The sequence below is a fragment of the Cellulosilyticum sp. I15G10I2 genome, assembly GCF_900095725.1.
Classification (GTDB): Bacteria; Bacillota; Clostridia; order Lachnospirales; family Cellulosilyticaceae; genus FMMP01.
On the sequence record NZ_FMMP01000006.1, the window covers coordinates 789,066 to 813,300 of the forward strand.

At 32.9% G+C, this 24,235-nt stretch carries 43 protein-coding genes; 9 read left to right on the plus strand and 34 right to left on the minus strand.

The window, feature by feature from the left end:
* Window positions 1–31: 31 nt before the first annotated feature.
* The 7 genes from BN3326_RS03760 to BN3326_RS21880 form a co-directional block, all read right to left on the minus strand.
* Entirely contained in the window at window positions 32–592 is a 561-nt protein-coding gene (locus BN3326_RS03760) for a tyrosine-type recombinase/integrase (RefSeq protein ID WP_069997765.1), read from the minus strand.
* Window positions 593–795: 203 nt separating this feature from the next.
* A complete protein-coding gene (locus BN3326_RS03765) occupies window positions 796–1,212 on the minus strand; it encodes a hypothetical protein (RefSeq protein ID WP_069997766.1) in 417 nt (138 codons plus the stop codon).
* 106 nt (window positions 1,213–1,318) lie between these two features.
* Entirely contained in the window at window positions 1,319–2,347 is a 1,029-nt protein-coding gene (locus BN3326_RS03770) for an FtsZ/tubulin family protein (protein WP_069997767.1), read from the minus strand.
* Complete coding sequence (locus BN3326_RS03775) at window positions 2,344–2,586, minus strand: winged helix-turn-helix domain-containing protein (protein ID WP_069997768.1); 243 nt, start codon at window positions 2,584–2,586, stop codon at window positions 2,344–2,346. Before BN3326_RS03775 ends, BN3326_RS03770 begins: the two co-directional genes overlap by 4 nt.
* Window positions 2,587–2,650: 64 nt before the next feature.
* Complete coding sequence (locus BN3326_RS03780) at window positions 2,651–2,950, minus strand: hypothetical protein (RefSeq protein WP_069997769.1); 300 nt, start codon at window positions 2,948–2,950, stop codon at window positions 2,651–2,653.
* 20 nt (window positions 2,951–2,970) lie between these two features.
* Window positions 2,971–3,351: a single-stranded DNA-binding protein gene (locus tag BN3326_RS03785; RefSeq protein ID WP_069997770.1), complete on the minus strand. Its 381-nt coding sequence runs from the start codon at window positions 3,349–3,351 to the stop codon at window positions 2,971–2,973.
* Between the two features lie 2 nt (window positions 3,352–3,353).
* Entirely contained in the window at window positions 3,354–3,521 is a 168-nt protein-coding gene (locus BN3326_RS21880; protein WP_171903755.1) for a hypothetical protein, read from the minus strand.
* A 121-nt stretch (window positions 3,522–3,642) separates the two neighbouring features.
* Here BN3326_RS21880 and BN3326_RS03790 point away from each other — a divergent pair, with 121 nt between their 5' ends.
* The gene (locus tag BN3326_RS03790; protein ID WP_069997771.1) at window positions 3,643–3,924 is read left to right on the plus strand and encodes a hypothetical protein; all 282 of its coding nucleotides are present in this window, start codon (window positions 3,643–3,645) and stop codon (window positions 3,922–3,924) included.
* Here BN3326_RS03790 and BN3326_RS03795 read toward each other — a convergent pair.
* The 22 genes from BN3326_RS03795 to BN3326_RS03885 all read right to left on the minus strand — a co-directional run bounded on the left by BN3326_RS03795 (window position 3,917) and on the right by BN3326_RS03885 (window position 13,169).
* Window positions 3,917–4,168 (minus strand): hypothetical protein, encoded by a 252-nt coding sequence (locus BN3326_RS03795; RefSeq protein WP_069997772.1) that lies wholly within the window; start codon window positions 4,166–4,168, stop codon window positions 3,917–3,919. The two genes, BN3326_RS03790 and BN3326_RS03795, sit on opposite strands and share 8 nt — an antisense overlap.
* 32 nt (window positions 4,169–4,200) lie before the next feature.
* Window positions 4,201–4,542 carry a hypothetical protein gene (locus BN3326_RS03800; protein ID WP_069997773.1) on the minus strand — a complete coding sequence of 114 codons (342 nt, stop codon included), beginning with the start codon at window positions 4,540–4,542 and terminating at the stop codon, window positions 4,201–4,203.
* A 29-nt stretch (window positions 4,543–4,571) separates the two neighbouring features.
* A complete protein-coding gene (locus BN3326_RS03805) occupies window positions 4,572–5,000 on the minus strand; it encodes a nucleoside triphosphate pyrophosphohydrolase family protein (protein ID WP_141722836.1) in 429 nt (142 codons plus the stop codon).
* A 5-nt stretch (window positions 5,001–5,005) separates the two neighbouring features.
* Entirely contained in the window at window positions 5,006–5,182 is a 177-nt protein-coding gene (locus BN3326_RS21885; protein ID WP_171903756.1) for a hypothetical protein, read from the minus strand.
* Between the two features lie 29 nt (window positions 5,183–5,211).
* On the minus strand, window positions 5,212–5,391 hold the full coding sequence (locus tag BN3326_RS03810) for a hypothetical protein (RefSeq protein ID WP_069997775.1): 180 nt from the start codon (window positions 5,389–5,391) through the stop codon (window positions 5,212–5,214).
* Window positions 5,392–5,569: 178 nt separating this feature from the next.
* Window positions 5,570–5,740: a carboxypeptidase gene (locus BN3326_RS03815; RefSeq protein ID WP_069997776.1), complete on the minus strand. Its 171-nt coding sequence runs from the start codon at window positions 5,738–5,740 to the stop codon at window positions 5,570–5,572.
* A 33-nt stretch (window positions 5,741–5,773) separates the two neighbouring features.
* Entirely contained in the window at window positions 5,774–5,944 is a 171-nt protein-coding gene (locus tag BN3326_RS21890) for a hypothetical protein (RefSeq protein WP_171903757.1), read from the minus strand.
* Between the two features lie 33 nt (window positions 5,945–5,977).
* Window positions 5,978–6,196, minus strand: coding sequence for a hypothetical protein (locus BN3326_RS03820; RefSeq protein ID WP_207646304.1), 219 nt, complete (start codon window positions 6,194–6,196; stop codon window positions 5,978–5,980).
* Window positions 6,197–6,218: 22 nt separating this feature from the next.
* Entirely contained in the window at window positions 6,219–6,467 is a 249-nt protein-coding gene (locus BN3326_RS03825; protein ID WP_069997778.1) for a winged helix-turn-helix transcriptional regulator, read from the minus strand.
* 10 nt (window positions 6,468–6,477) lie between these two features.
* Window positions 6,478–7,062 carry a beta clamp domain-containing protein gene (locus BN3326_RS03830; RefSeq protein WP_069997779.1) on the minus strand — a complete coding sequence of 195 codons (585 nt, stop codon included), beginning with the start codon at window positions 7,060–7,062 and terminating at the stop codon, window positions 6,478–6,480.
* Between the two features lie 28 nt (window positions 7,063–7,090).
* Window positions 7,091–7,282 carry a hypothetical protein gene (locus BN3326_RS03835; RefSeq protein ID WP_069997780.1) on the minus strand — a complete coding sequence of 64 codons (192 nt, stop codon included), beginning with the start codon at window positions 7,280–7,282 and terminating at the stop codon, window positions 7,091–7,093.
* A 15-nt stretch (window positions 7,283–7,297) separates the two neighbouring features.
* Entirely contained in the window at window positions 7,298–7,606 is a 309-nt protein-coding gene (locus BN3326_RS03840; RefSeq protein WP_083258499.1) for a hypothetical protein, read from the minus strand.
* A gap of 33 nt (window positions 7,607–7,639) precedes the next feature.
* Complete coding sequence (locus BN3326_RS22185) at window positions 7,640–7,822, minus strand: hypothetical protein (protein ID WP_141722837.1); 183 nt, start codon at window positions 7,820–7,822, stop codon at window positions 7,640–7,642.
* Complete coding sequence (locus tag BN3326_RS03845; protein WP_069997782.1) at window positions 7,815–8,153, minus strand: hypothetical protein; 339 nt, start codon at window positions 8,151–8,153, stop codon at window positions 7,815–7,817. The genes BN3326_RS22185 and BN3326_RS03845 overlap by 8 nt, the downstream gene beginning before the upstream one ends.
* Window positions 8,154–8,163: 10 nt before the next feature.
* Complete coding sequence (locus BN3326_RS03850; protein ID WP_069997783.1) at window positions 8,164–10,056, minus strand: toprim domain-containing protein; 1,893 nt, start codon at window positions 10,054–10,056, stop codon at window positions 8,164–8,166.
* Between the two features lie 11 nt (window positions 10,057–10,067).
* Window positions 10,068–10,889 carry a hypothetical protein gene (locus BN3326_RS03855; protein WP_069997784.1) on the minus strand — a complete coding sequence of 274 codons (822 nt, stop codon included), beginning with the start codon at window positions 10,887–10,889 and terminating at the stop codon, window positions 10,068–10,070.
* A 237-nt stretch (window positions 10,890–11,126) separates the two neighbouring features.
* Complete coding sequence (locus BN3326_RS03860) at window positions 11,127–11,390, minus strand: hypothetical protein (protein WP_069997785.1); 264 nt, start codon at window positions 11,388–11,390, stop codon at window positions 11,127–11,129.
* A 1-nt stretch (window position 11,391) separates the two neighbouring features.
* Window positions 11,392–11,610, minus strand: a complete 219-nt coding sequence (locus BN3326_RS03865; protein WP_069997786.1) for a hypothetical protein — start codon at window positions 11,608–11,610, stop codon at window positions 11,392–11,394.
* 212 nt (window positions 11,611–11,822) lie between these two features.
* The gene (locus BN3326_RS03870) at window positions 11,823–12,317 is read right to left on the minus strand and encodes a helix-turn-helix domain-containing protein (RefSeq protein ID WP_069997787.1); all 495 of its coding nucleotides are present in this window, start codon (window positions 12,315–12,317) and stop codon (window positions 11,823–11,825) included.
* A 183-nt stretch (window positions 12,318–12,500) separates the two neighbouring features.
* Window positions 12,501–12,689 (minus strand): hypothetical protein, encoded by a 189-nt coding sequence (locus tag BN3326_RS03875; RefSeq protein WP_069997788.1) that lies wholly within the window; start codon window positions 12,687–12,689, stop codon window positions 12,501–12,503.
* A gap of 15 nt (window positions 12,690–12,704) precedes the next feature.
* Window positions 12,705–12,884 (minus strand): hypothetical protein, encoded by a 180-nt coding sequence (locus BN3326_RS03880; protein ID WP_069997789.1) that lies wholly within the window; start codon window positions 12,882–12,884, stop codon window positions 12,705–12,707.
* Window positions 12,885–12,929: 45 nt separating this feature from the next.
* Complete coding sequence (locus BN3326_RS03885) at window positions 12,930–13,169, minus strand: helix-turn-helix domain-containing protein (protein ID WP_069997790.1); 240 nt, start codon at window positions 13,167–13,169, stop codon at window positions 12,930–12,932.
* A gap of 145 nt (window positions 13,170–13,314) precedes the next feature.
* Here BN3326_RS03885 and BN3326_RS03890 point away from each other — a divergent pair, with 145 nt between their 5' ends.
* The 5 genes from BN3326_RS03890 to BN3326_RS03910 all read left to right on the plus strand — a co-directional run bounded on the left by BN3326_RS03890 (window position 13,315) and on the right by BN3326_RS03910 (window position 16,544).
* Window positions 13,315–13,674 (plus strand): helix-turn-helix domain-containing protein, encoded by a 360-nt coding sequence (locus BN3326_RS03890; RefSeq protein ID WP_069997791.1) that lies wholly within the window; start codon window positions 13,315–13,317, stop codon window positions 13,672–13,674.
* Between the two features lie 23 nt (window positions 13,675–13,697).
* Window positions 13,698–14,654 (plus strand): exonuclease domain-containing protein, encoded by a 957-nt coding sequence (locus BN3326_RS03895; RefSeq protein WP_069997792.1) that lies wholly within the window; start codon window positions 13,698–13,700, stop codon window positions 14,652–14,654.
* Window positions 14,655–14,684: 30 nt separating this feature from the next.
* Window positions 14,685–14,954 carry a hypothetical protein gene (locus BN3326_RS03900; protein ID WP_069997793.1) on the plus strand — a complete coding sequence of 90 codons (270 nt, stop codon included), beginning with the start codon at window positions 14,685–14,687 and terminating at the stop codon, window positions 14,952–14,954.
* A gap of 110 nt (window positions 14,955–15,064) precedes the next feature.
* Window positions 15,065–15,511: a PH domain-containing protein gene (locus BN3326_RS03905; protein ID WP_069997794.1), complete on the plus strand. Its 447-nt coding sequence runs from the start codon at window positions 15,065–15,067 to the stop codon at window positions 15,509–15,511.
* Window positions 15,512–15,584: 73 nt separating this feature from the next.
* Window positions 15,585–16,544, plus strand: a complete 960-nt coding sequence (locus BN3326_RS03910; protein ID WP_069997795.1) for an ABC-three component system protein — start codon at window positions 15,585–15,587, stop codon at window positions 16,542–16,544.
* An 8-nt stretch (window positions 16,545–16,552) separates the two neighbouring features.
* On the opposite strand, the gene BN3326_RS03915 is transcribed toward BN3326_RS03910, so the two are convergent.
* Both BN3326_RS03915 and BN3326_RS03920 read right to left on the minus strand, forming a co-directional pair.
* Window positions 16,553–18,289: a DUF2326 domain-containing protein gene (locus tag BN3326_RS03915; protein ID WP_069997796.1), complete on the minus strand. Its 1,737-nt coding sequence runs from the start codon at window positions 18,287–18,289 to the stop codon at window positions 16,553–16,555.
* A complete protein-coding gene (locus tag BN3326_RS03920) occupies window positions 18,261–18,527 on the minus strand; it encodes an ABC-three component system middle component 6 (RefSeq protein ID WP_069997797.1) in 267 nt (88 codons plus the stop codon). The genes BN3326_RS03915 and BN3326_RS03920 overlap by 29 nt, the downstream gene beginning before the upstream one ends.
* 188 nt (window positions 18,528–18,715) lie before the next feature.
* On the opposite strand from BN3326_RS03920, the gene BN3326_RS03925 reads away from it, so the two are divergent.
* Genes BN3326_RS03925 through BN3326_RS03935 form a run of 3 tightly spaced genes read left to right on the plus strand, consistent with a single transcriptional unit; the run spans window position 18,716 to window position 21,262 of the window.
* Window positions 18,716–20,416: a recombinase family protein gene (locus BN3326_RS03925; RefSeq protein WP_069997798.1), complete on the plus strand. Its 1,701-nt coding sequence runs from the start codon at window positions 18,716–18,718 to the stop codon at window positions 20,414–20,416.
* A 19-nt stretch (window positions 20,417–20,435) separates the two neighbouring features.
* On the plus strand, window positions 20,436–20,891 hold the full coding sequence (locus BN3326_RS03930; protein ID WP_069997799.1) for an NAD(P)-dependent oxidoreductase: 456 nt from the start codon (window positions 20,436–20,438) through the stop codon (window positions 20,889–20,891).
* On the plus strand, window positions 20,888–21,262 hold the full coding sequence (locus BN3326_RS03935) for a flavoprotein (RefSeq protein WP_083258502.1): 375 nt from the start codon (window positions 20,888–20,890) through the stop codon (window positions 21,260–21,262). The genes BN3326_RS03930 and BN3326_RS03935 overlap by 4 nt, the downstream gene beginning before the upstream one ends.
* Before the next feature lie 62 nt (window positions 21,263–21,324).
* Here the strand turns inward: BN3326_RS03935 and BN3326_RS03940 are convergent, their stop codons facing one another.
* The 3 genes from BN3326_RS03940 to BN3326_RS03945 form a co-directional block, all read right to left on the minus strand.
* Complete coding sequence (locus tag BN3326_RS03940; protein ID WP_069997800.1) at window positions 21,325–22,653, minus strand: sensor histidine kinase; 1,329 nt, start codon at window positions 22,651–22,653, stop codon at window positions 21,325–21,327.
* 156 nt (window positions 22,654–22,809) lie between these two features.
* A complete protein-coding gene (locus BN3326_RS21385; protein ID WP_083258503.1) occupies window positions 22,810–22,974 on the minus strand; it encodes an AgrD family cyclic lactone autoinducer peptide in 165 nt (54 codons plus the stop codon).
* Window positions 22,940–23,629, minus strand: coding sequence for an accessory gene regulator B family protein (locus BN3326_RS03945; protein ID WP_083258504.1), 690 nt, complete (start codon window positions 23,627–23,629; stop codon window positions 22,940–22,942). The genes BN3326_RS21385 and BN3326_RS03945 overlap by 35 nt, the downstream gene beginning before the upstream one ends.
* Between the last annotated feature and the right edge of the window lie 606 nt (window positions 23,630–24,235).

Consider the following 24,235-nt stretch of genomic DNA (forward strand, 5'->3'; position numbering starts at 1 on the left):
TAAGTAAATTATCATGTAAAAGTAGATTTATCTATCTTCTTTTTGTAAATGACACTTTTCTTGTAGCTTTGCTTATGTCGTCTCGTGTTACACCTATATAACGTTTAGTCGTCGCTATGTCTGAATGATTTAAAAATAACATGATTGTATAAGGATCTACGCCATTTTTAAACATCCAATATCCCATACTTTTTCTTAGAGAATGACACCCTATCTTCTCTTTATATCCAACTTCCTTGGCAGCTTCATGAAGTATTCTCCAAAACCACTGTCTTGTTATTGGTTCATTCTTTCCTTTACTTCTTCTAAACAAATACTCTCTATCTTTTTTACCTTCACAGTACTGCTTGTAAATAACTTTCAAATCTTCATGTATTTCAATTACTGCTTCTTTATTTGTCTTGTCTTCTCTTAAATATAGATAATCTAAGTTCTTTATATCTCTGACTTTAAGCGGCAATATATCTGAAATTCTTCTTCCTAGATATAGAGCGCTCATATAGAGAACATAATCTCTTTCTCTTCTTTCTCTAATAACATCTCCAATATCAAGCAAGATACCAAAGTCTCTTATAGGCTCTACCGTATTCAAAATATATCACCTTCTTTCGAACAGTTATTTTGTTCCATAAGAAAAAGCACTGGACTAATTTGATCCAGTGCCGCACTTGTGGGAGGTACGTGCTTTCATTCTTACTTACTAACATATTAGCACATGAAAACACTAAAAAATTCCCGTATTATTTTTCCTCAACTATTTTTCCTCAACAAATATTCCCGAACTGCATTTTTAAATCAGTGCTTTAATAGCCCTAACTCCGTTGCTTTAAGTGCTGCATAGTAAACAACTTCATTGACCATATCATAATATGGATTCTTGCTCATATGTAAAATTCTTAGTATCTTTGGCAGCTGATACTGCTCCTTAAATGTTAAATCGATCACCTTCTCATATTCAGTACCATTGAAATGTTCAAGTGTATATTTTATCACTTCAAGCCATTTTTCTGTTTCATTCTCTCTTTCTTCCATCATTTTAAGCGCACTTTTCTCTGTCTTATTACTAATTGCATTACCCCGGCTGCCATCTATAAAACCTGTATTTACCCCGTATATTATGTCTTCACTTATAAGCTCAAGTTGATCCATCTCTGCTTCATAGTTTTTTAAATAGTACTTTATTAATCCCTTATATTCTTCCTTTAGTCCCATTATATTACTCCTCCCAGTTAATATAATTTTTGCTTTAATTAAATAAGCACCAAAACACTCATGCTAAATATTAAAATTTAACATAAGTGCTTAGGTTATTATTTAATTATTTCTTTCTATATTTTGAGAAGATATCGTTCTTTGCATTTGAAGTACTTTTTTTAGTTGTTACTACGCTGTCTAAAAAGTTAATATCTTGATCTAGTTTTATACCATTAGTAGCTTGTAAATTTCTTTTAACAGTGTCTTGATTAGCTACAACAATCTCTTTCATATTTTCAAGCCGTTTAAAAGGTAAGCTTAATCCAGCTAGTACACAAACCGTATCTTCACCATACCCATGAAACACATCAAGAAAATTTCCTACTTCTTTTTTTACTTCATTAAAATCAACCGGCTTAGCGGTTATTATTCCTAAATACTTAATTACCTTATCATTTTCAATTGGAGCATAAATATTATTTTTAATTCCATCAATAACTTTAGCTACAGTAGTTTCAGCTTTATCTACCTTTGTGATCATAAGCATACCACGTGAACTGATAAGTTCCATTACTTCTGCTTTATCAATGTTCCCTCGTATATCTTTATGATTTGGCATATCGAGCATCTTTTCAAAAAGCTCGGTAAAATCCTTGTTAATACATAGTTTATTTTCACAGGCATTGTTATCAAGAATAATTGTGCTACATATGCCCTCTATTGCTTCAATCTCTCGAAAACACTCATATGCATTAATATGTGTTTTAAGAGGTTCTTTCTCTGATGGTATAATTGTTATAGCCCCCACCTTCTTATTCATATGTTGTATAAGAAGATCCATAAGCATAGGAGAAGCGCCTGAACCAGTTCCCCCACCGCTACTAAAAATCACATATATAAAATCTTTATTCAATTTTTCTTCTATTTCCTTCGATATATTTTCAAAGTCATTAATTACTAGATCTTTTGCTTTATTTCTATCTTTGTTGCATCCTTCGCCACCATTAATATGATATCTAAACTTGGTATTTAATGTGCTTAAGTCTTCTTCTGAAGTATTAAGAAAAATAACGTTGTAGCCCAGCGCCTCAAGCCTACTGCCTATATTACCTCCTGCTTGCCCTACTGCAATAAATCCTATTTTGTTTTTCATCCCATCGCCTCCCTAAATGTGTTAACACCGTTTTCTGTGATGAAATAGGTGTATGACTTTCCTACTTTGAAGCCTTCTTTTATATATCCAAGGTTCATCATTACTTTTATTCTTCTAAATAAAGTCTTTTCATTTATTTCAAGTGCTTCTAATATCTCTTTTCTTGAAATTGCTGTCATTTTCATTGTGGCCTGCTGCTCCTGAAGAATATTTAATACTGCAAAATCCAACTTATCCATCTTATCACTTCATTTCATAACATTTCTTTTCGTCTCAAACACTCTCATTGCGTTTTATTTGATATCATTTCCGCTTAACTACTTCTATAATCTCATCCCATGGATATGTGACTCTATATCCATTAATAAGAACAACTACAAACCTTCGGTTAACTCCTATAACTGGAACCTTTTTAATAGATGGCTCTTTCTCCATATAGCCTTTATGTTTCACTTTAATAGTAGAGCCCTCTCTAACTTCTGATTTAATCTTTTCTATCTTGGAAGAGCTTAATACTGCATCTTGATCTCGATTCTGCATTTCATGCAGTTCTTGCCTTCTGCGCTTTATATTTAATTCCTGTGCTACTGTTGTATACCCCACTGACTATCCCTCCTATTTTTTCAAAATGGCAAATCATCCTCTTCCTCTGGTACGACTATAGATTCTGCAGCTCCTGCAGGCTCTTGTTTGCTTCCTATAAAAGTTAAATCCTCCACGACTATAACTACCTGACTGTGTTTACCCTTATCGTCTTCCCATCTTTCAACCTCGAGTCTTCCGACTATTCCGGCTTGGTTTCCCTTGCTTAAATGCTTATTCATCAACTCCGCCATTTTCCCAAAGGCCTTTATCTTAAAGAAGTCCGCGTCATGCTCTCCCTCTCTGACATACTTCTTTCTTACTGCCAACCCATTTTGCATTATTGCTACTGGATTAGCTGACTGAGTATATTTCAAATCACAATTACCTGTTAACCTACCTATAAGCTGCGTCTTATTCATTACTAATCTCCCCCTTTATTTTTGGCTGAATCAAATCCAATATATCCTTTTGGCATGTTATGACCTCCACACACCTTACAACACCTACCATCTATTTTATGGTCGTTACTTTTTACAGTTTCTTGGTTTCCACATTCTAAACACTCATAAAGCATATCCGGTCTTTTCATGAGCCCTCCATTTCAAACTTCGTTTTTATTATGTAAATATTTGTATTATTCCACCTTTTACCCTATAATTTAGTTATCAGCTCTGCCAAGCTGAATACTAAAGAGAAAGGAGATAGCAATTATGAAGGTTTTCCTAATAAGTTATGACCTCAATAAAAGTGGTCAGGACTATAATTCTCTCTATGAAGCGATAAAAGCCTGTTCTTACAGCGATACTTGGTGGCACTATCTAGACTCAACTTGGATTATTAAGTCGAATTTATCTGTTTCTCAAGTATCTGACAAGCTCAAATCAGTTATGGATGATAATGATAGCCTGCTAGTCATTGAAGTTATCAATAATTACGCTGGTTGGTTACCTCAAAAAGCTTGGGATTACTTAAAACAACATATTTTTAATTAGGACACTTTATAGGGGTGCAGTTAGAACACTTGCCGCTTGAATCCTCTGGAATAAATCTACTCTGCGCCTCTACTTCCTCCCATTCCCAATGCAATGCATTGTCAATCAACACTTGTCTCAGTACTCTTCCTATCTCTTCATCTGATGCATCGTCTCTCACTTCTATAAATTGGTTTATTTCAACACTTCCACCGCCAGTAATGTGGCTAAAATCAATACCACATATCAATTTAACTTTTTTCATATATATTCCTCACTTTCCAAATTTCGATTTTATTACTTTGTATCTAGATATTCTATAAAGTCCACCAATCGTGATAGCTCACTTGTTGTCATATCTTCTAAAGGCTTATCTAGTGTGATGTATCCGCTTACCTCTCCATATTCAATATATTCCCTGAGTGTAATATCATCATTTTCAAACACTAGGTCTAAGTCATGTACTGAGTGAGCGTTTTTGTTATACTCAAAATAATAATCATTATTGCACTCACATTGTTGAGAGAGCTGATTAATTTTACTTTCTAAAAACTTTGGGAAATCACTAACCTTACCTTCCCAGACCATGTCTGAAAGAATTTCTTTCCCACAATGCTTACAATTATAAGCTACTGGCATATGGCTGCCTCCTTTAACAAATCTGACTTTTACTGTTCTATTAACGTTGCTAATCGTTCTATTTTTTGAATCTTTATCCTATAAACGTCTGGATGAAGGCATAGTGTATCTTTAAGCCATTCAGTTTTTTTTCTAACTTTCCATATAACCATATCTGTAGCATACTTTGCATCTTCATCTGTAATAAAATCCATGAGCTGAATCAGGCTTCTTTTAACAGATTTAAACGAGTAATTTGATGTATAATTCTTTATAGCTCGTTCTTTCCCGTATATTATTTCTAATTGGGATAAGACAATTTCAACATCAGCCACTTCTTCCGCTAAATGTTCCTTATTGCCTATTCCACGCACATACTTACATATTTCTTTAATGAGTTCAGCAAGTTCTTCTGTGGCTACTGTAAGCTGCATATCTTTGCCCCATTTATCTATAGCTGCTTGTAATACTTCCTGCATCTTCATCACTCTCCTGATCCTGGAGGATAAACAAGCTCTCCATCATCTTCTGCCTCTGGACCCTCCCCATACATCTCAACACATGCTTTGCTATTAGGAACTAAAAACACACACCCGTCACCTGTAACTGAGCAATCATAACGCCCTGAATCTTCATCAAACTTTGCACTTCTACATGCCATATGTACCATCCTTTCAAAATCGAATTTGTTTACTTTTTGTTGTTGACCAATTCGAAAACCTTGTTTTCAATTTCAAATAATCTATTATGCAGTGCTTGATTATCACAAACAGTTCTTTCAAATCTTTCCATTATATATCCCATGCAGGAAGCTTTATGAACTAAATCTTGATACTCATTAGTGCCTAATATTACTTTGCCTTCTTCCATTACCTTCACCCTTTCAAATTCGGATTTTAATCTATTTTTGTATACTCTTTGCTCGAGCATTGTTCACACTTGCAACCGTAAAATCTTAACTGCAAAGCATATAATCTTCTCCCACACTTTATGCAACGTTTGTACTGTGCGCCCATTATCTTGTCTAATAGCAGCATTATTCTATATCTCAAGCCGTTCGCCCCGCTTCTTTTGCAGGATCTTTTTCTGCTAACATATTTCCTTCAAAATCCCAATATTGTATTACAACTCTGTAAGGATCTTCTTCAATTCCTTTTCCTCTGCAGCTTCTAGTTTCAATAACCTGAAGCACTCTTACACTGTCAGTCCCTTTTGGCATATATTTACCTCCCTTAGAAAAAGTCAATTTTATTTAACCATCTATATCACTTTTCAAAGAAATAAAGACAATTCCTCTCAAAGTTCCGTTTCCTTGCAAGATATCACAAATGTCTAATTCTGTTGTATGTTCATCTATGTCTACCATAATTAAATCATTCTCATTGCATTTCTGTAGTAATTTAATCATTTCTCTAACTTTCACTTCTTCCCACCACCTCGGCAAAAACTAATTTGTTTACTTTCTGTAGTATCTCACCCTATTATCTTTACCAAATTCAACCATTACAGAATCAGGGTATCTATTTTTTCTATCGTCTTTATCGTATATAGCTCCGTCTACCCTCAATGGTATCATGTGACCTTTTTCACATTCTGTAGCCTTTTCCTTCTTCGCCCAAAATGCCCCGCATATCTCACAATAATATCTAACCTCTTCTCTTGGCATTGCATTCATCCTTTCTCATCAAAAAATTATTTTATAAACTAAGCTGCCCATCCATTGGCTTGTTATGATTCAGCAATGTTATGTAAGTTCCTCCGCCGCAATTTCCAGTTCTAGTAATAATCCCATCCTTTTCTAGTGCCCTCATTGCCTGTCTTACATATGAAGCACTGTAACCTCTGCTATCTGCTAATTCAGATATTTTTATCCATCCTTCTGTGTAAGGTTCCAGACATACTTTAAACCATTCGTATACATCTTCTTTGATATTTTGTTTTATCATATCGTCCTCCTTAATCCTTATAATTCTCTATATCGCTACATCTTACCGGAAGAATATATGAAGTTTGCTTCATGTCGTCACACTTGTTAATAATCTCTATCTCCTTAAGAGCAGATGATGTATCTACTCTAATAATAAGAATGTCAGACCTATCTGTTTTCTTATATTTTTTTAGAGCATTTTCTAGCTTTTCTCTGCCTATGGCAATTGCATAATCTTTTTTAGCTACAACATTCTCAGTAAAATTTTTTAGATCAAACGGTTCTAGCTTATCAGTCTTATCCTGAGGAATACTGAATTGCAGCCCGCTCGGAATGTATTTAAAATTTAACGTATTTTCGTCTCTGCTTATTTCCACATATGAGTCCTTGGAATGTATGTACAAGTCGCTAAACATCCCCCTAAAGCTCTCCTGTGACTCAACCGGTTTATCTATAATCTGTACCTGATATCCATTCATGGACCACAGCTTTAAAATTCCATTCTCAACTATCAGATTTATAAGCGTAAGTGCTGGTCTAGTATCTTCTTTTGCTACTGTAGCCTTTACCCTTGCAATCATATCTTTAAAAACTTTGACTTCTAAAGTAACCATGTCTATTCCTCCTCATAAATCATTATTTTTATACATCTTCTAAACGCTTTAAGCTAAATCTTTTACAACTTTTAACCATTTTCTTAAACTCTATGAAGGTACTTTTATATCCAGCTGATCTATAACTCCTATAGTTGGCGCTTATTGCTTTATTTCTAGTTGGTGCAGCTACTACATAAGTTTCAAAACCGTCAACATCAACTAAGTATGTGTAATCCATCTCAGTACCCCCTTGTCACTCTATCCCGATTGGGTATGTAAGCCTTGTGAAATGTGTCACGTAATCAGGAAAATTCATATCTAGTGGCGATCCACAATACGGAGGTTCTACTATTGGTAAGTTCCACCATAAACAATCTCCGTAATCTTCTCCCCATTCATCAATAGGTCTTAGCTCGTTATCATCTTCAAGTTCTCCTAATCTTTTTACTGCCATACTGTAAGCAAAGAAAGCATCATAATCATTAAATTCTCTTGGTTTATGCTTAAATCCCTTCAAATCGTATTTAAATGTCCCAATGGTCTTTTCTGTTAACCTATCCACCCTGCACCCCCTCCTTAACAAAAATTGATTTGTTTACTTCATGTGTGTACTTAATAGTGTCTTGCGCCTAAAGTTTTGCTTAGCTGTAGGCCATGAATGCTTATAACTCGATCTTGCCTTAATTTCGGCATCAAGTTGTGCTCTAGAAGCTATATAGTCGGAACATGTGCTATGACACCCTATTACCCTACGATCACATCCCTTACATTCATGCAACCAACTCACCCCTATCCTTTAGAGTGTTTATGTACATCCTCATTTGGCTGTCTGTAATGATGTATTTGAACCCTTCCTTCTCCATAAAGCTTGCAAGTTTTCTTAGCCCTTCTATCCCCTCAATGTTGTTTGCAAAGGCTAGCCAATAATGATAATTTATACTTCTATTTTTCTCTTTGGTGAGAATGTCTATAAATTCACTTGGGTCTAAGCTATTTAACACAACTGTATTTATTTCATCGTTGTATCCTTCAAATAGCATTTCATCTGTATTGACTACAACAAATAACGGTACATTTAAAATTGGTTTATTCATCTTAACTTTGCTCATAGGCGCCTCCTTAAAATGGCCAATCTTCCTCCGGTAATTCTTCTTGCTTATATAAGCCACCATATCCATAATCTTTTTCTAACTCGCGTACATGAGAATAAAAACGCTTTCTGCTGCTATCAAAATATAACCTTGCCTCTTTATCACTTGTGCCTGTAGGTCTGTCTTTGAAAAGTGATATGCTGCCATCTCTTGGATCTACTGGGTGAGCACCTTTTCCGTTCCACTTGGCTCCAGAATCAATAGCGTCTTTGTACTCTTTATATTCTTGCTTCTCCTTTTCTGTTGCTCTATGGACTGCAATAATATAATCTGCTAGGTTTATAATGTCTCCTGATCCACATACATCAAATTTAGTTACCTTTTGACCTGTTTCACTTGGTTTTCTTGGATGTGCAACTAAATGCACAACTGCTTGGTATTTAACCGCAAAGGCCTTTAACTTATCTACGAATAACCTTTGTGCTAATAAATCATTTCTGAATGTATTATTAAGTACAATTTTCATGAGGTTATCTAAGACAAATACTCTAACCCCTTTTCTTTTAGCTAAGATCTCCATCATCTTCAATATGGCATCTTCACTGTTGTCATTTTTGTCATATAAAAATAACTTGTCATTTATCCACTCTGTTAGCTGCCTTTTAGCTGCATCGTTAGTCTTAACATATTTTCTGCCATCTTTTGTTGTAGCTTCAACAAAGTCATGTTCATTAGTTAGTGTAGTATATAGCCAGAACTTAAAGTTATTTGGGGTAAGCTCTCCAGAAAATGCAAACACTTTATATCCCTGGCTTAATGGTTCTGCAATGCACATTTGATTAAGTAGTGTAGACTTACCTCCGCCATTATAGCCTGTTGTAATGACTAAGCTCCCCATCACGGTTCCCATTATGTACTGATCAAGTAGTGCTATTCCTGTCTTGATCTTTTCGGCCTCATACACATTAAAGTCTGAAATGCTGTTCATTGTAAGTACGCCATCTATTTCAAGTTCTACTGCTTTATTTAGCTCATTGAGTACTGTTTGTTTGCCGAATTTATATAGTATTTCATTGATGTCATTTGCTTTCATGCTGTAAACAACTTTTACACTATCATTTGGCAGCCTATTAGCTACTTTTCTTGCTCCGTCTCTTCCAGGAGCGTCATTGTCATACCACACTATAATCTCTTTAAATTGACTTAACCACTCCCAGCAGCTATCTATCCATTCCTCACTTGTAGCGCCTGTTGGAACTGATACTGCATTCTTATACCCCGCTTCTATAAGGCTTAAACAATCAATTTCACCTTCGCATATTACAAGTGACTGACCTAAATCAACTTTATCCATGTTGTACAATGTGTTGACATTGGTATCTTTCTGGAACCACATCTTTAGCTCATCTTTATTTACTATTTTTTTAGCGGGCCTATATTTATTGCTTATATGCATTCCACTTTCATCGTTGTAAACGAAAACAATGTTATTATTGTCTGACTTGATCCCTGAATGATCTATTGTCTTTTTGCTTATATGTCTTAAGGCTAAATAATTAACAACAACATCTGCGAGATTATCATGTTTAATAGGCTTAGATTTTGTTTTACGTTTAGTAGGTTTCAATAACTCAATATTAGTTAGTCCAAAATCATCTATAATCTTTTGCAAGCTTTCGTAAAAAGTTAATCCATAGTGCTGCATATAGTGATCTATTAAGTTATATATGCCCCCACAGGCAAAACACTTGAATTGCTTTAAGTTGTAGTCAAAACTAAGACTTGGGTGACTGTCCGAGTGCATGAAGCAAATATACTTTTTATTTTTGACCTCTAGGTGTAAATCACTGACAATCTTTGTCTCTATCTGCTCTGGACTTAAAGTATCAATGATTTCATTTCTAATTTTTATCAAATCCATAACCACACCTCCTACGCTAATACTTCACCCGTTATTGGGTCTAGTTCTGGACTATTACTAACATTTTCTTGCTGATCTAAGTAGTTTTCATCCAAATAGTCCACATATCCACCATTAAAAAATGTACTGCCATGCTGTGCCTTCCTCCACGGCTCAAGATCAAGCCCCCTAATATATCTGCTAATAGACCTTTGAATTTGCTCATACCCATATAATTCTATAAGCCTAGGTAATTTTTTAAACGCTTGCGCCTGGCCCTTTTTATTTGGGTAAATGCTCCAGAGCAAATCCATTTGCTCAATATGTTTATTATTTGGTTTATTATTACTTGGTTTATTATTACTTGGTATATTCTTTTTTGGTATTGGTGTGGCGATTTCGTCATTTGCATTTGTCGTTTCTTCATGTTTGCATTTGTCGTTTTCGTCAAATGCATTTGGCGCATCATACATAATTTCAACCTCTTGCTGCACGGGCTTATCATCATTTTTAGTGTCCATTAATGCATCTAATGCTATGTAATCTATCGAGTACCACAATGTTCTATCTACTCTTGATTTATTGTAGTTGCCTACGATTAATAACCCTTTTTTTCGTAACCCTTCAAGAGCACGTCTTACAGCATTATCACTTAAAAAAGGGATACTTTCTTGCCATCTACTGATTGGATTATAGGTCCAGTACCTTCCGTCTTTAAAATTAACTCCATTTTCTTGATTTTTCTCTAGCCAGTAATGGATCTGTTGTAATACAATAGCATCATTTAAGCCTACTAGCTCGGCTAGGCATCTATCTATTACAATTGGATTCTTATTAAATAAAACCTTAGCCATAGTTTTAATGCCCCCTTAATCGTTTATGCTGCTCTCTCATCTTTATTTTGTGCTGACCAAATATGACTATCATTAAATACAATTTGATTAAAATAACTGCTAATATTAGCTCTAGTGTGATTTTTAACATAATACACCCCTTTCACGCTAAATTAACTAAAACTACTCCCTTTTTAAGATTTCGACAATTTAAGACAAATTTCTACTGGTTTTATTAACCGTTAACAAATGTTGCTTTTAACACATCCTATCCTCCTTTGATAAAAAGAGGCCATCATCTTTAATACGTAGTCTATATATTGAAGAATCATCTAAGCAGTATAGAGCCTCATGATACATTATGAATATTGATTTCTGATCTTTATACTCATGTTTTTTGACTTCAATATCTTTAATTGGAAAGCTAATACTGTTTATAAAAACATACTTAATTTTAGGATTCTTAATTAACTCATTAAGAATTTTAAATACCATCTCAGGATTAAGATTTTTGTGCGTCATGCTACCCCTCCATCCCTGACCACTTGCAAAATGGCGAATAATATAAACGCTGTCCGTTCGTAAAAGTAACCTTTAACCGCTCCTTGTGTGCTACCACAGCTGTTGGTTGCCATGCTGATTTATCACCTACTGCTCGCTGATGTGCTGCATGTACCCTGATAAATAACTGCTGATGCTCCTTTTTAAGATTTAAGAACCCTCTAATCTTCTCCAAAGTCATAATTACCGCCTCCTAATCAAATTCCGTTTCTAATCTATAAGATATGGCCCTTAAATCTGGCACCACAAAAATACTAACGTTGATATAAGCATTAAATTTATTATTAAACCTGAAGCTGCATCATTTAAAGCTGATTTAACTTTATTATTCATTTGTAACTCCCTTGCCTAGATATAACAAATATGTTATAATCTAGATACCAATTAGATTTTTTAAACATAAGCTCTTACAAGACTGCCATCTTGTGAGGGCTTTTTACTTCGCATGAAGTTTTTAATTACAAGTGGTAAGCTTACCTCTGCCAAGTCTGCTACCTCTTTTGTTGCTCGATCCCATCTTTCTAGTTCGTGATCTTCTATCACTCCATCACATGCTATATCAATCATATCCATTTGAATGGCTTGGATATCATGATACTCTTTCTGGAAGCGTAGTGTGAGAGTTTCTAAGCTTGCGTGTACGATAGGGGGTAAAATCAATCTTCCTAGCTCAGTGCATTGTTGTAAATATACGTAACCTAATATTGGATCATCGTAAACTTGTACAATTCTCCTAACCATACTTTCAGATGGAGTTATAAGCCCCTTTTCCCACTTTGATAAGGTAGACTTGTCCGAAATTCCGATCAGTCGGCACGCATCATCTTGTGTTAATCCTCTAACTTTCCTTGCAGTAACTAATAGATCTGTAAATAATCTTTTGTACATAATGATCTTCTCCTTTGTTCGGTAGTGCTATAAAGTCAACTTTTGATAGTAAAGTTGATTCCATCAGCTATTCCAAATTAGCTTTAGATATAATAGACTATAGTCAAAGATTTCCTTCCTCTAACAGTAAAACCTCCCACCAAACTGTTAGAAACTTTTGCCTCCGACTGTAGATAGACCGCCTTATGGCTTAGTTGTAAAATATTTTTCCGCTTTTTTCATTGAGTCATCAAAGTATTGTGACAAGGCATCCATGATCTCTTCAGTGTCTTCAGTATTGTACCCCTCTGTCTCAATGTGCAATTCGATTGTAATCATAGTTTCATTTTTCAAGTATAATTGAGATTTACTAGCCATTATTTTTTCATGCATTGTAGCTGCCTCCCGTTAAACTAATAGGCCTTCTTGTCGTCCGATTCGTATAAACTCCTCCTGTTGCTGGGGAGTTAACTTTTCTAGCACCGCATTTACATAAATAATCTTTGCTTGTTCCAATGTCTGCTCAAATGTAGGTCTATTTGGGTTTGTGGAAAAACTGTGTGTGATTTTATTCGCATATCTCCCCAATCTAAACACCCCCTCACTTATAAAATATGATTTAGGAAAATTGTCCTATGATGACAGATTGAAATATTGCCTTTTGGTAATTTGGTTGCTAAAAAAAATTTCATTTATATCTTCTAGTGTCAACTCTAATTCTTTTGATACAGCTTCAATTTCATGCCGTGTGAACTCAATAATTCCAAGTTCTTTGCGATTATAGCTTTTTGTTGATATTCCCATTTTTCCCGCCAACATCAGCTGTGTTAGTTTCTTCTTTTTACGAATATTAGATAATCTAACTGAATCCATTATCTCACCTCTTTTCATTACCTTTTGGTAATTTAATTTTATATTACCAAAAGGTAATTGTCAATATAAAAATTATATTTTTGGTAATATATATTACTTTTTCTACATTTTAAATTATAATTTAGGTAATTAAAGGAGGATGGATATGGACGTTTTCAGAGAAAGATTACTTGAACAATTAAAAAAACGCGAAATGCATCAACAGGACCTAGCAGATAAAACAGAAATTACACCAGCCACTATATCCAGATACATCACTGGCAAGAGAAAGCCAAGTGGGGAAAATATAAATCGCATTGCCAAAGAGCTAGGTATATCTGCTGATTACCTCCTTGGAATTACTAACAACCCCACTACTAATGATGACCAACTAAATACAGGTGCAAAACAAAAGCTTAACGAGTATTTAAAAGATAAAGATGAAGATTACGCCGAGTTCGTTCTAAATTTAATAAAGGGGATAGATAAAAGAGAACTAGCTAAGAAAAACAAAAATAGTTTATAACAAATATATTAGGGGGAATATATATGGAAAATAAATTGTTCGATTTTATAGCAATTGACTTTGAAACAGCTAATAGCAGCATGGGGAGTGCCTGTTCAATGGGGCTTGCTTTTGTACGCAATAATGAGATTGTAGATACTAGATATTATCTTATCAAACCTCCACTATTAGAGTTCGATGTCTCGAATATAGAAATTCATGGCATTACACCTGAAATGGTTAAAGGTGCTCCGACTTTTGATAAAGTATGGCTAGAGATTGAAGAAATAGTTAATAATAACATTTTAGTAGCGCATAATGCACGATTTGATATGTCAGTTCTAAAGTGTTGTTTAGAGTTTTATCACTTTCCCATTCCTAATATAAAATATGTATGTAGTATCCCTATATCCAGCAGAGTATGCAAAAAGGTTGGCACTAGCCTTATTGAAAGAGCTGGTTTCTTAGGAATTGAGTATAATAATGCACATAACTCACTTGAGGATGCAAAAGTATGCGCCACTCTTGTTATAGAAACAATAAGACTAGACAATCAGCGATTAAAAACGCAGCCTAGAGATTTTGAAAAGTTTTGTGCTACTTATTCCAATATTACTATTTATGACTTAGGTTTATTAGAACCTCAAAGAACATTTACTAAAAAGTCAAAATATGCAGGTAAACGGATAGCTATTTCCGAGATTGCTGCCACTACAGACTCTATAGATACATTAAGTCCTTTTTATAATAAGACTTTTGTATTTACTGGAGATCTCAAAGGTATTCCAAGGAAAGTTGCTATGCAAAAAGTCGTAGATAAGGGTGGCCTTTTAAAAAGCACCGTGAACAAAGACCTGAATTTTTTGGTTTTAGGTATACAAGATCTTAAATTGGTTGGTGAAGATGGGATGAGTTCTAAAGAACGAACAGCTAAAACACTAATATCAAAAGGGGCTTCAATTAAAATTTTATGTGAAGATGAGTTTTTGGCTATGCTATAATATAATACATAAAAAAGAAAGGTTGATTGTATGGAACAAATACTTAATGAAATATTGAAAAAGTTAGATACTCTGCAAAATGATGTAACAAGCTTAAAGCAAGGGCAAGATGAGATAAAAAAAGAAGTTGTAGAAATAAATCGTAAAACTACTGTTATCTTTGATCAAACAGCGAATCTTACAGAGTTCACTACTTCTTCTACTGAGGCGTTAAAACGTATTGAAAAAGAGCTTAATACTATTGAAACAGTTACCGCAAAAAACTGCTTTGATATTACGCATCTTAAAGCAATCAAATAAACTAAAATAAATATTAAACTCGACATTAAAGACATGGCACATATTAAAAATAATATTGGCATGTCTTTTTTTGTATAAATCTATAGCACACTAAATTAGGGGGAATTAAAATGGCATTTAATCTTAAAAATATGTTTGAAGGGCTTGCAGGAAATTTATCTATACAAGACTTAGAAAAGGCTAATCAGCAATATGGCAAGTTTCTTATTGAAGGCGAACAAATTCAAGAAGCTTTTACTCTTATCCGCGATGCGGTAGTATTCACTAATATTCGTATCATAATAGTAGACAAGCAAGGAGCAACTGGGAAAAAGACTGCTATAAAATCAATATACCTTATGAATATTGTTGACTGCTCTATGGAAACTGCCGGAGCTGGGATCGATGATAGTGAAATAACTCTTACATATTTAACAAGTATCAATAGGCTTGCACATAATGAACAATTAGCTACTTATAAAATGGAGTTTCCTAAAAAAATGGAGATAGAGCCTTTATACCGTAAGTTGTTTACGCTAGGCTACAATAACCGCTTAGAACTTAATAAAGCAAACTAAAATAATAGAAGGCATGACGCAGATAAAACAAGCTTTGTTATGCCTTTTCATCTTAAACATAGGAGGGAAATTGATGCCTGATAAGTACTTCGCAACCCAAATCTTCAAATATAATCTTTTAAAAGCAACTGGCAATGAATTTCAATCTATTTTTTATCGGTTAATGGAAAACTTATATAATGATTTTGTTCCGGTAAGAACACAAGGAGCCATTGGCGATAGAAAATGTGACGGATATCTTCAAGGTAGAGGTATATTTTATCAAGTCTTTGCCCCACTTGATATTAGCGCTACAGCTACATTAAAAAGTGCTATAGATAAACTCCAAGAAGATTTTGAGACTCTATACTTGCATGTGCAAAATGGACATTGGGAAACTATTAAGGATTATTATTATATTATAGGTGATAAGACTCTTGGGATTTATCCCGATCTAGAAGACAAACGTCAGGCACTTGCAAAAAAATATCCCGGCATTAAATTTTATATAAAAGGAGAAGCATACCTCCACAGCCTGTTTAGTTCTTTAGGGGATATCTCTAAGATGACCCAGGTGTTGGATTGTTATATTCCTACTCCAAACTTCGATACTATTAATTTTGATATAATCAAAAACATTGTAACTCATCTTATAAAATCATCTCTTCCTATTATTGGGTGTGAAGATAGATATATCGCACCTGATTTTGAGGAAAAAATTGTTTTTAATAATCTTAATTCTTATATAGGTAACCACTTAAGACATGCTAACTACTTCTGTGATAACTTAAGAGATTATTTTAATTCAACTAACGATGGAGCTGAAGAAATATTAAAGGTTAAATTAAATAACTTATACAAAGAATCTATAGGTAAATTTGATGACTCTAGTGAACAATTCTTCTATATATTAAATAATTTATTTGAAATCAATGATGAATTAGATAATTTTATAAAAAACACTTACTATAGTAATATTTTTATAATAATGTCTTTTTATTTCGAAGCATGTGATATATTTGAAGAGCCCATAAAAATAGTAGATGCCTGTTAATGTGGCATCTACTTTATTTCTTCACCTAATAGCTTATCAGTGATATGATCGTCTTTTAAACGTAAGACAATCCTACTATTTAGATGAGCGGCAAAATCCTCATCTTCATTGCTAGCTAGTTCTATAACTTGATTAAAGGTATCATAATTTAAATTTGTTATATATTGTACATTGTTTTCTTTGCATATTTTATATGCTAATTTGATCATACGATATATTTGCCTAATATCGGTCTCAACAAACATAGTATTGTCATGATATATAAATCCTATTTCAGTATCCTTTTGCAACTTAAGATAAAGTAAGTCCATGCAGAAAATTTTAACATTATTAACTCCTGCTGATGCATCATCTTTGATTTCAGGTTGGATATTTAACTGAATTTTATTATCTTTATCATTATTTTCTATGCTTATTCCTGCTGTTCTAGTTTCCTCATAGATGTAATCAACAAATTCTTTAAATTGCTCAGACAACTCTTCCACGTATAATTTGATTCCATTAAGGTACTCACTGGCTTCAGAATTTTGTTTTGCAATATCTGCTTTAGTACTTAATATCTTGCTTTTTATATCACTTAAAAGGTTACTATGCTTTTCCATTCCATCTAACCTTATTTTTTTATTTAGCAGAGCTTTTTGCAAAACTTCTAGCTCACTTATACTTCCTCCGGATTTTAATAGCAACAGATTACTATTTATTCTATTATTTATTTCGTTAAGTTTTTTATCAAGATTCTTAATCTCAATACTAATCTTTTTCTTATCTTCCTTCAACCTATTTTTTCTGTTGTTTAATAGTTGAATATGAAAATTGTTTACCTCTTCTAGTTTTTTCTGAAGCATATCCGGGAAAAGTATATTTGATTCATCATATAATGATTTCACCTTATCATAAGTTACATCCACTTCTATTTTAAGACTATGATTAATTGTGTCTAGGATATTTTTTTTTAATTGAATTGTGTTAATAATATTTTGTACTTCATACTTATCATTTTCAATTTTTTCTTTGATTGCAGCATGTCCTTCGGCTATTTTAAATTCTTCTATTCTGGATTGTAAGGTAGATATATCTTTTTTTAAAGTTGTAACATTTATCCCTATATCTACTCCCTGTAAACTTTCTTTAATTGAAGGATCATTTTTAACTATCCCTTGTGCTTTACTTAGGTCATTTAACTTTTCTTTAATATCTATTTTCTTTTTTATAATATTTACATCTAGCCCTAATGCAAAACTATTGTTTAATAAAGCGATATCATCTTGTTCTCTTTTTTTGCATTTATCCCAAGTAATATATCCCTCTTTGGGAATTCTTAAAAACCTAGATATTAAAGAACGAAAGGAAATTTTATTGCATTCTATTTTCTTATCTATTAAATTATTCTCCATCCATGAATTAAATTCTTTTGTCTTCATTGTCTCATTATTTAAAATAATCGTGTTAGAATCCGAGACAGCGCGCTTAATTACATAGGGTGTGTTGTTAATATATATACTTAATGTAAATTCCCAATCATTTAATTTCGCTAATATATCTTTAGAATTAACAGATGCACCTAAGCAAAAATCAATAATCTTTAATGATAATGTTTTTCCTACCCCGTTTACAGTTTTGCCCTTTTTATTCTCTTGTCCTTTTGAACCCAAAATAATATTAATGTCACTATTATCTAGCTCAATATCTTTAAAATTACTTGGCGAGGTAAGAACTTTATTTCCCGTTAGCCGTTTTATGTACATTATAAATTTCACCTCCGCTACTTAGATTAACTGCTCCTATCATATATAATAAATCTACTGTTAGTATAAAATTGTCAAATGAATGCTTTTTCTTGATAATTCCTCGCTCAATATATTCTTTATTTAATCTATTCCAGCATTCATCTACAGTTAATGGAGTGTCTAAAATTTTAAGGATAAATGCACCTAACCCGATAAGTGATGCAGATAGCTGCATATGTTTTGAAGGCATTATCATATTCTCCACCTCCTGTCAATAGTTTATTTCATTATAGTATATTTAGTTTGTGTATGCAATTAAATGTAGCAATTTTATGAAATATTGTTTGTTACTAAAATGTATTATCGAATAAGTTTAAATAATTATATTGTAGCAATGAAATAATCAACCTATAATCTATATATAATCATTATGGAGGAATAGTAATGAAAGTAGCAATCTACGCAAGAAAATCAAAAATGAGTGAAAAAGGTGAATCAATAGATAATCAAATTAATACCTGTAAAGAATATATATCTAGATGGTCTACTTATTCGAATAATGAGGGAGAATTCGTTGTCTATAAAGACGAGGGCTTTAGTGGTGGCAATACTGATCGTCCTGAGTTCCAACGCATGCTAAATGATGCTAAAAACAATCGTTTTAACATGCTTATTTGCTATAGGCTTGATAGAGTATCACGTAATATTGCTGATTTTGCAAATACTTACCAGATGCTCCAAGAAAATAGTATAGAATTTATATCTGTTAAGGAACAGTTTGACACCTCTACCCCAATTGGTCGGGCTATGCTTAATATAGCTATGGTATTCGCTCAATTAGAGCGTGAAACGATCGCTGAGCGTGTTAGGGACAATATGCTTAGTCTGGCGCGCACCGGGCGGTGGCTTGGCGGTACAACGCCAACAGGCTTTAATTCTGAACCAATAGAATACTTAGATCAAAGTATGAATACCAAAAAGATGTATAAGTTAACTGAGGATCAGGAAGAACTGGAAAAAGTAAAACTTATTTTTTCAAAGTTCCTTGAAATAAAAAGTTTACGCGGCACTGAGTCTTATTTATTAATACAGGATATTGTTACAAAAAGAAGTTGTAAATACACTGCTGCAACAATTAAAGATATTTTAATTAATCCCGTTTATGTTGCTGCTGATAGCCATATATATGACTACCTATCTTCTATTGGCTGTCAAATATGTAATCAAGAAAAAGAGTTTAATGGTAAATGCGGTCTTATGGTTTATAATAAAACTTCCCAAAGTGGCAAATCAGCCTCTTCTAAGGACTACAGTGATTGGATCGTAAGCATCGGAAAACATAAGCCTATTGTTAGTGGTAATGAATGGATATTAGTACAAGAACTATTAGCCTCTAATACATCTAAAAGCTTCTATACGAAGGATACAATGCAATATGGTCTATTAACCAACCTAATTAAATGCACGCACTGTGGCTCAAATATGAAGATTAAGAAAGGTAAAATAAATGCTGATGGGAGTTTAGCTTATACATATGTCTGTACCACTAAAGAAATGTCTAGAAGAACTAAATGCTCAGTTAAAAACATTATTGGCCAAGAAGCTGATAAGGATGTTCTAGACTATCTATTAAAGCTTGCTGAAGATGACTCTTTTATGCAGTCTACTCTCTCGCTAAATAAAGTTACTATTACAAGATCAATAGAACAAACATCCAAAAAGCTTACTGAACTAAAAGAATCGCTCATAGAAAACGAAAGCTCTATTAATAACTTAATGAACCAATTAGCAAAGCTCCCTCCAGAGAGCGGTCTTATAGATCGATATATGAAGCAGCTAAATGATTTAGATACGCTAAATAAAAGTATTAAAGATAATATAGAAAAATTACAGTCTGAAGAAACTGCGCATCACACTATAAATCTTAATTTGGATTTAGTTAAAAAAGCACTTAGTGACTTAATTGGTCTTAAAGATTCCGATGATATCCACGTACAACGCTCTCTTGTGCGTACTGTTATTGAAAGTGTCACATGGGATGGTGAGAATCTTCATATTGATTTATTTGGTCAGAAAAAGCTTGATGCTGAACAATGGAACTCTACGCACTTGTGTAGGGATAGTAAATGCAATCCCTACTGCTGAGGGAGCTATTCAATATGCCATGCAAAATAGTGAAATTACCCTACATGATAGTAAATGTCTTGTATTAGGATTTGGGCGTTGTGGCAAAATATTAGCACATAAGTTGCAGGGATTAGGTGCAAAGGTTTCGGTTGAAGCAAGATCAACATTAGACCTCGCTTATATTAGCACATATGGATATACTCCAATTCCACTTTATGAGTTAAATAAGCATTTAGGAGCGTTTGATTTTATTTTTAATACCATTCCAGTTATTATATTAGATCATCAAACTATCGATTTATTTAAACCAGATGTAGTTTATATAGAACTCGCTTCTATCCCTGGTGGCATAGATACAAAGTACTGTCATCAAAAAGGTATCCGGCATGTACCAGCACCTAGTTTGCCTGGTATTGTTGCACCTAAAACTGCTGCTAATATTCTATATCAATGCCTCTTATTGATTTTACGTAATCAGGGGGCGAATTTATGAAAGAATTAGAAGGACTTAACCTAGGGGTTGCACTTTGTGGCTCTTTTTGTACTTTTTCCAAAGCGATTAAACTAGTTGAACAACTCGTAGACCTTGGCATCAACGTATTTCCTATTATGTCCCATGTCGCTTATACTACCTCTACCCGATTTGGAAAATCTTCGGATATTGTAAGCGAAATCGAAGCTCTGACAGGTAAACACATTATACACACGCTCGTAGATGCAGAACCTTTGGGACCTAAAAATATGATTGATGCACTTTTGATTGCACCCTGTACTGGTAATACTTTAGCTAAACTTGCTTATGCTATTACTGATACACCTGTACTGCTGGCTGCAAATACTACCGTACTGGAAATTACGGTTTAATCCTTACTTTTCCTACTTGAGATACAACAATTTTAAAAAGGTAGTTTTAGAATTTATTAGAATTATATCTCTTCTGTAGTAATTGGCAATATAAATTGCTGAATAAATCTATTACCTTCGATATTTGTAGTTAGTTTTGCATTTTTGTATTGACTATCTAAAAGAGATTTAACAGTATGCAGTCCGAGTCCTCTGCCTTCGCCCTTGGTGCTATAGCCTTTATTATAAAGCAGATTAATATTTTTTATATCTCCGCAAAAAGTATTATTAATACAAATATTGATACTTTTTTCATCACAGTATAGTGATAGTAAGAGTTTCTTTTCTTTGGAAATGCATGTTGCTTCTATGGCGTTATCTATTAATATACCTAGTATCTTACAAATATCTAACTCATTTACATTAAAACATGGAATATCATTTATAATACTCAATTCTAGATCTACCTCAGCTTTTTGAGCGCTTATTAATTTAGCATATAACATACCTCGAGCAGGGATACTTTGAATCTTTTTAATGAGTCTTAAGTTCTTATCCTCCTTAAAAAGCTCTCCCCCATTTAATATTTTATCTTTAAAATACTTATCTAGCTTATCTATATCCTTAAGTTGAATATAGCCGCCCATAGTAGCTAAGATATTCATATAATCATGTTTAAATACTCTTAAATCATCATACTGTTTTTCCAGAAGGTTCGCATACCCTACTAGCCTATCATTCTCTTGATTTCGCATATCAAGTTCCATATTTTTCATGTAATTTTGATGCATCATGTAAGCAAAAGCTATTCCTAATATGCAATAGAGTGCAAAAATTATAATTAAGAGACAGATAACGTATATAGATAAATGGGATATTGCTCGACCAACAATGGTAACATTTAAGTACATAACTAATACAGTAATGAAAACATACACATAGAGCATTTTATTGATTTTAATATTTTTTAACTCAAAGTTATTATAATTGAGTAAACTAGAAATGACTTTAGAAATAAACATAGCCAAAATAATGCTTACACTATACAAGATAATATTAGGTACTACTAAATTGCGAACTTCTTCTATCGAGAAATTAAAAAACCATAGCACAATACCTCCTGCTATCATATCTACCAATATCATTGCTGCTATATAGAGTATAGCTATTAAAAAAGAGCGATATAGCTTTTTATTAAAATGATATTCAAAAATGAAGAGTAGAATAAGAGAAAAAATGCTCCCTATGCTTTCAATTTTAGAGAGTACAGCTAAGGCACTAATACTTACTGCTATAAAAAAAAAGATTGCACCTTTTTTTCTTGTTAATTTAGAAAATCCTAAATTAAAATATAAGATACACCAAATGATAGCCATTAATATAGGTTGTATGACGTTAAAATATACGTTCAAACTTCTTCCTCCTAATACTTGTAAAATATTTGCTTATATTTATTTTATCACACATTTAGAAATATTAAATATATTTACAAAGAAAAGAAAGTCTATATTTATAAAATATAAACTCTCTTTTATCATAGCTCCTATAATGATGTTGTTTCTTGCCCGTTAATCAAGTTTATATAAGGATTTTGGCATTTTAGGTTCATGAAATCCTATGAGGAAGCACTTATCCGAAGATGCCTTTGCTACTTCTTTAGCCAATCCACCTATCATATTAGCCACTTTTTCTTTTGTACTACTCCCCATAGACTTGTTCATTAAATTTTTCATAATTTTTATACCCCTTCCCAAAAGTGTAATATATTACAGGTGTAGTCATTATCGCTTCAAGCAATACACCACATGTAATCAGATTTTTAGTGGTTTCATTATTAATAACAACCATTATTAATAACAAAACAGCTGATGCTATAACAGATTGCAACTTTAATTTAAGCCTAAGACCTTTACTTAAAAGAGGTCTCTCTTCTGTATCAGCCGGCGCGTATTTTATGAGCAGTATAATGCTAATAGCAAATAAAGTCATTCTAAATACAGGTTGAATAGGTACGTAAATACATAAGTATGTACCCCCTAAAAAACAAATTAAATTAACAAGTGTACAGACAAAAGTAGAGGGTGCGTGAACGCCTGATGCAAAGATACGTATACATACAAAACAAATAAAGAGTATTACAAGAGGTTTCACAATATTTAGGCTAAACGCAATGGCAAATAAAAATATGGTCTTAAAAACATTAATTAAAAAAACTTCTATGCCATAATGTATAATTTCTAACTCTTCCTCATCTTTATGGGTATTACTTATAATAAAACGCATGATATATTTCGTTAAAAAAAGTGGTATATCTATCTTAAGCACCTCTTTCTTTACTGATTTTACAAATATTGTAATTACAAATATAAATATACCATTTTTTCCCAAATATATCAAGTGCTATTATATTATCACTTCCATTTTTTGGATATTTACTTGTTAAAATTCTTAGTTTTGTATAAAAGACAAGTAATTTATGAGATAATTCCGTCCTATAAATTACTTGTCTTTCTTATAAATTGTATTTAATGAAAATAGAGGAATTTGACTTATAGAAATAAAATATAAACGTCTTCCAATCTTTAAACAAAATCTAAACCTAAAATAGTAAATATACCTAATTTAAGGGGTACAAATGATCAATTAATAGATTTTATAGGTATTAGAGATAAATAAAAATCATAACTATAATATATAACTGCTTAAGTTCATGTTTTGTATAGATTCGATGCAATTAGCTTACTTAATACTTCTTGTTGAATTGAAGTAGGTAGTACTTTTATTTTTTCAATAGTCTGTTGGATCAAAAAGTTTTTGACTTGTCCTTGTATATAGCTTCCCTGGACATTTTCAACTGGGGTCTGATCTGTCCAAAATAAATTTATTTCATAGATAAACATTCTTTTCACCTAACCTCTCTGGATTATATGCAAATTAAGTACATGGCTATAACATCATTTATAGATACTATGTTGAGATTAACTTGTCATATAA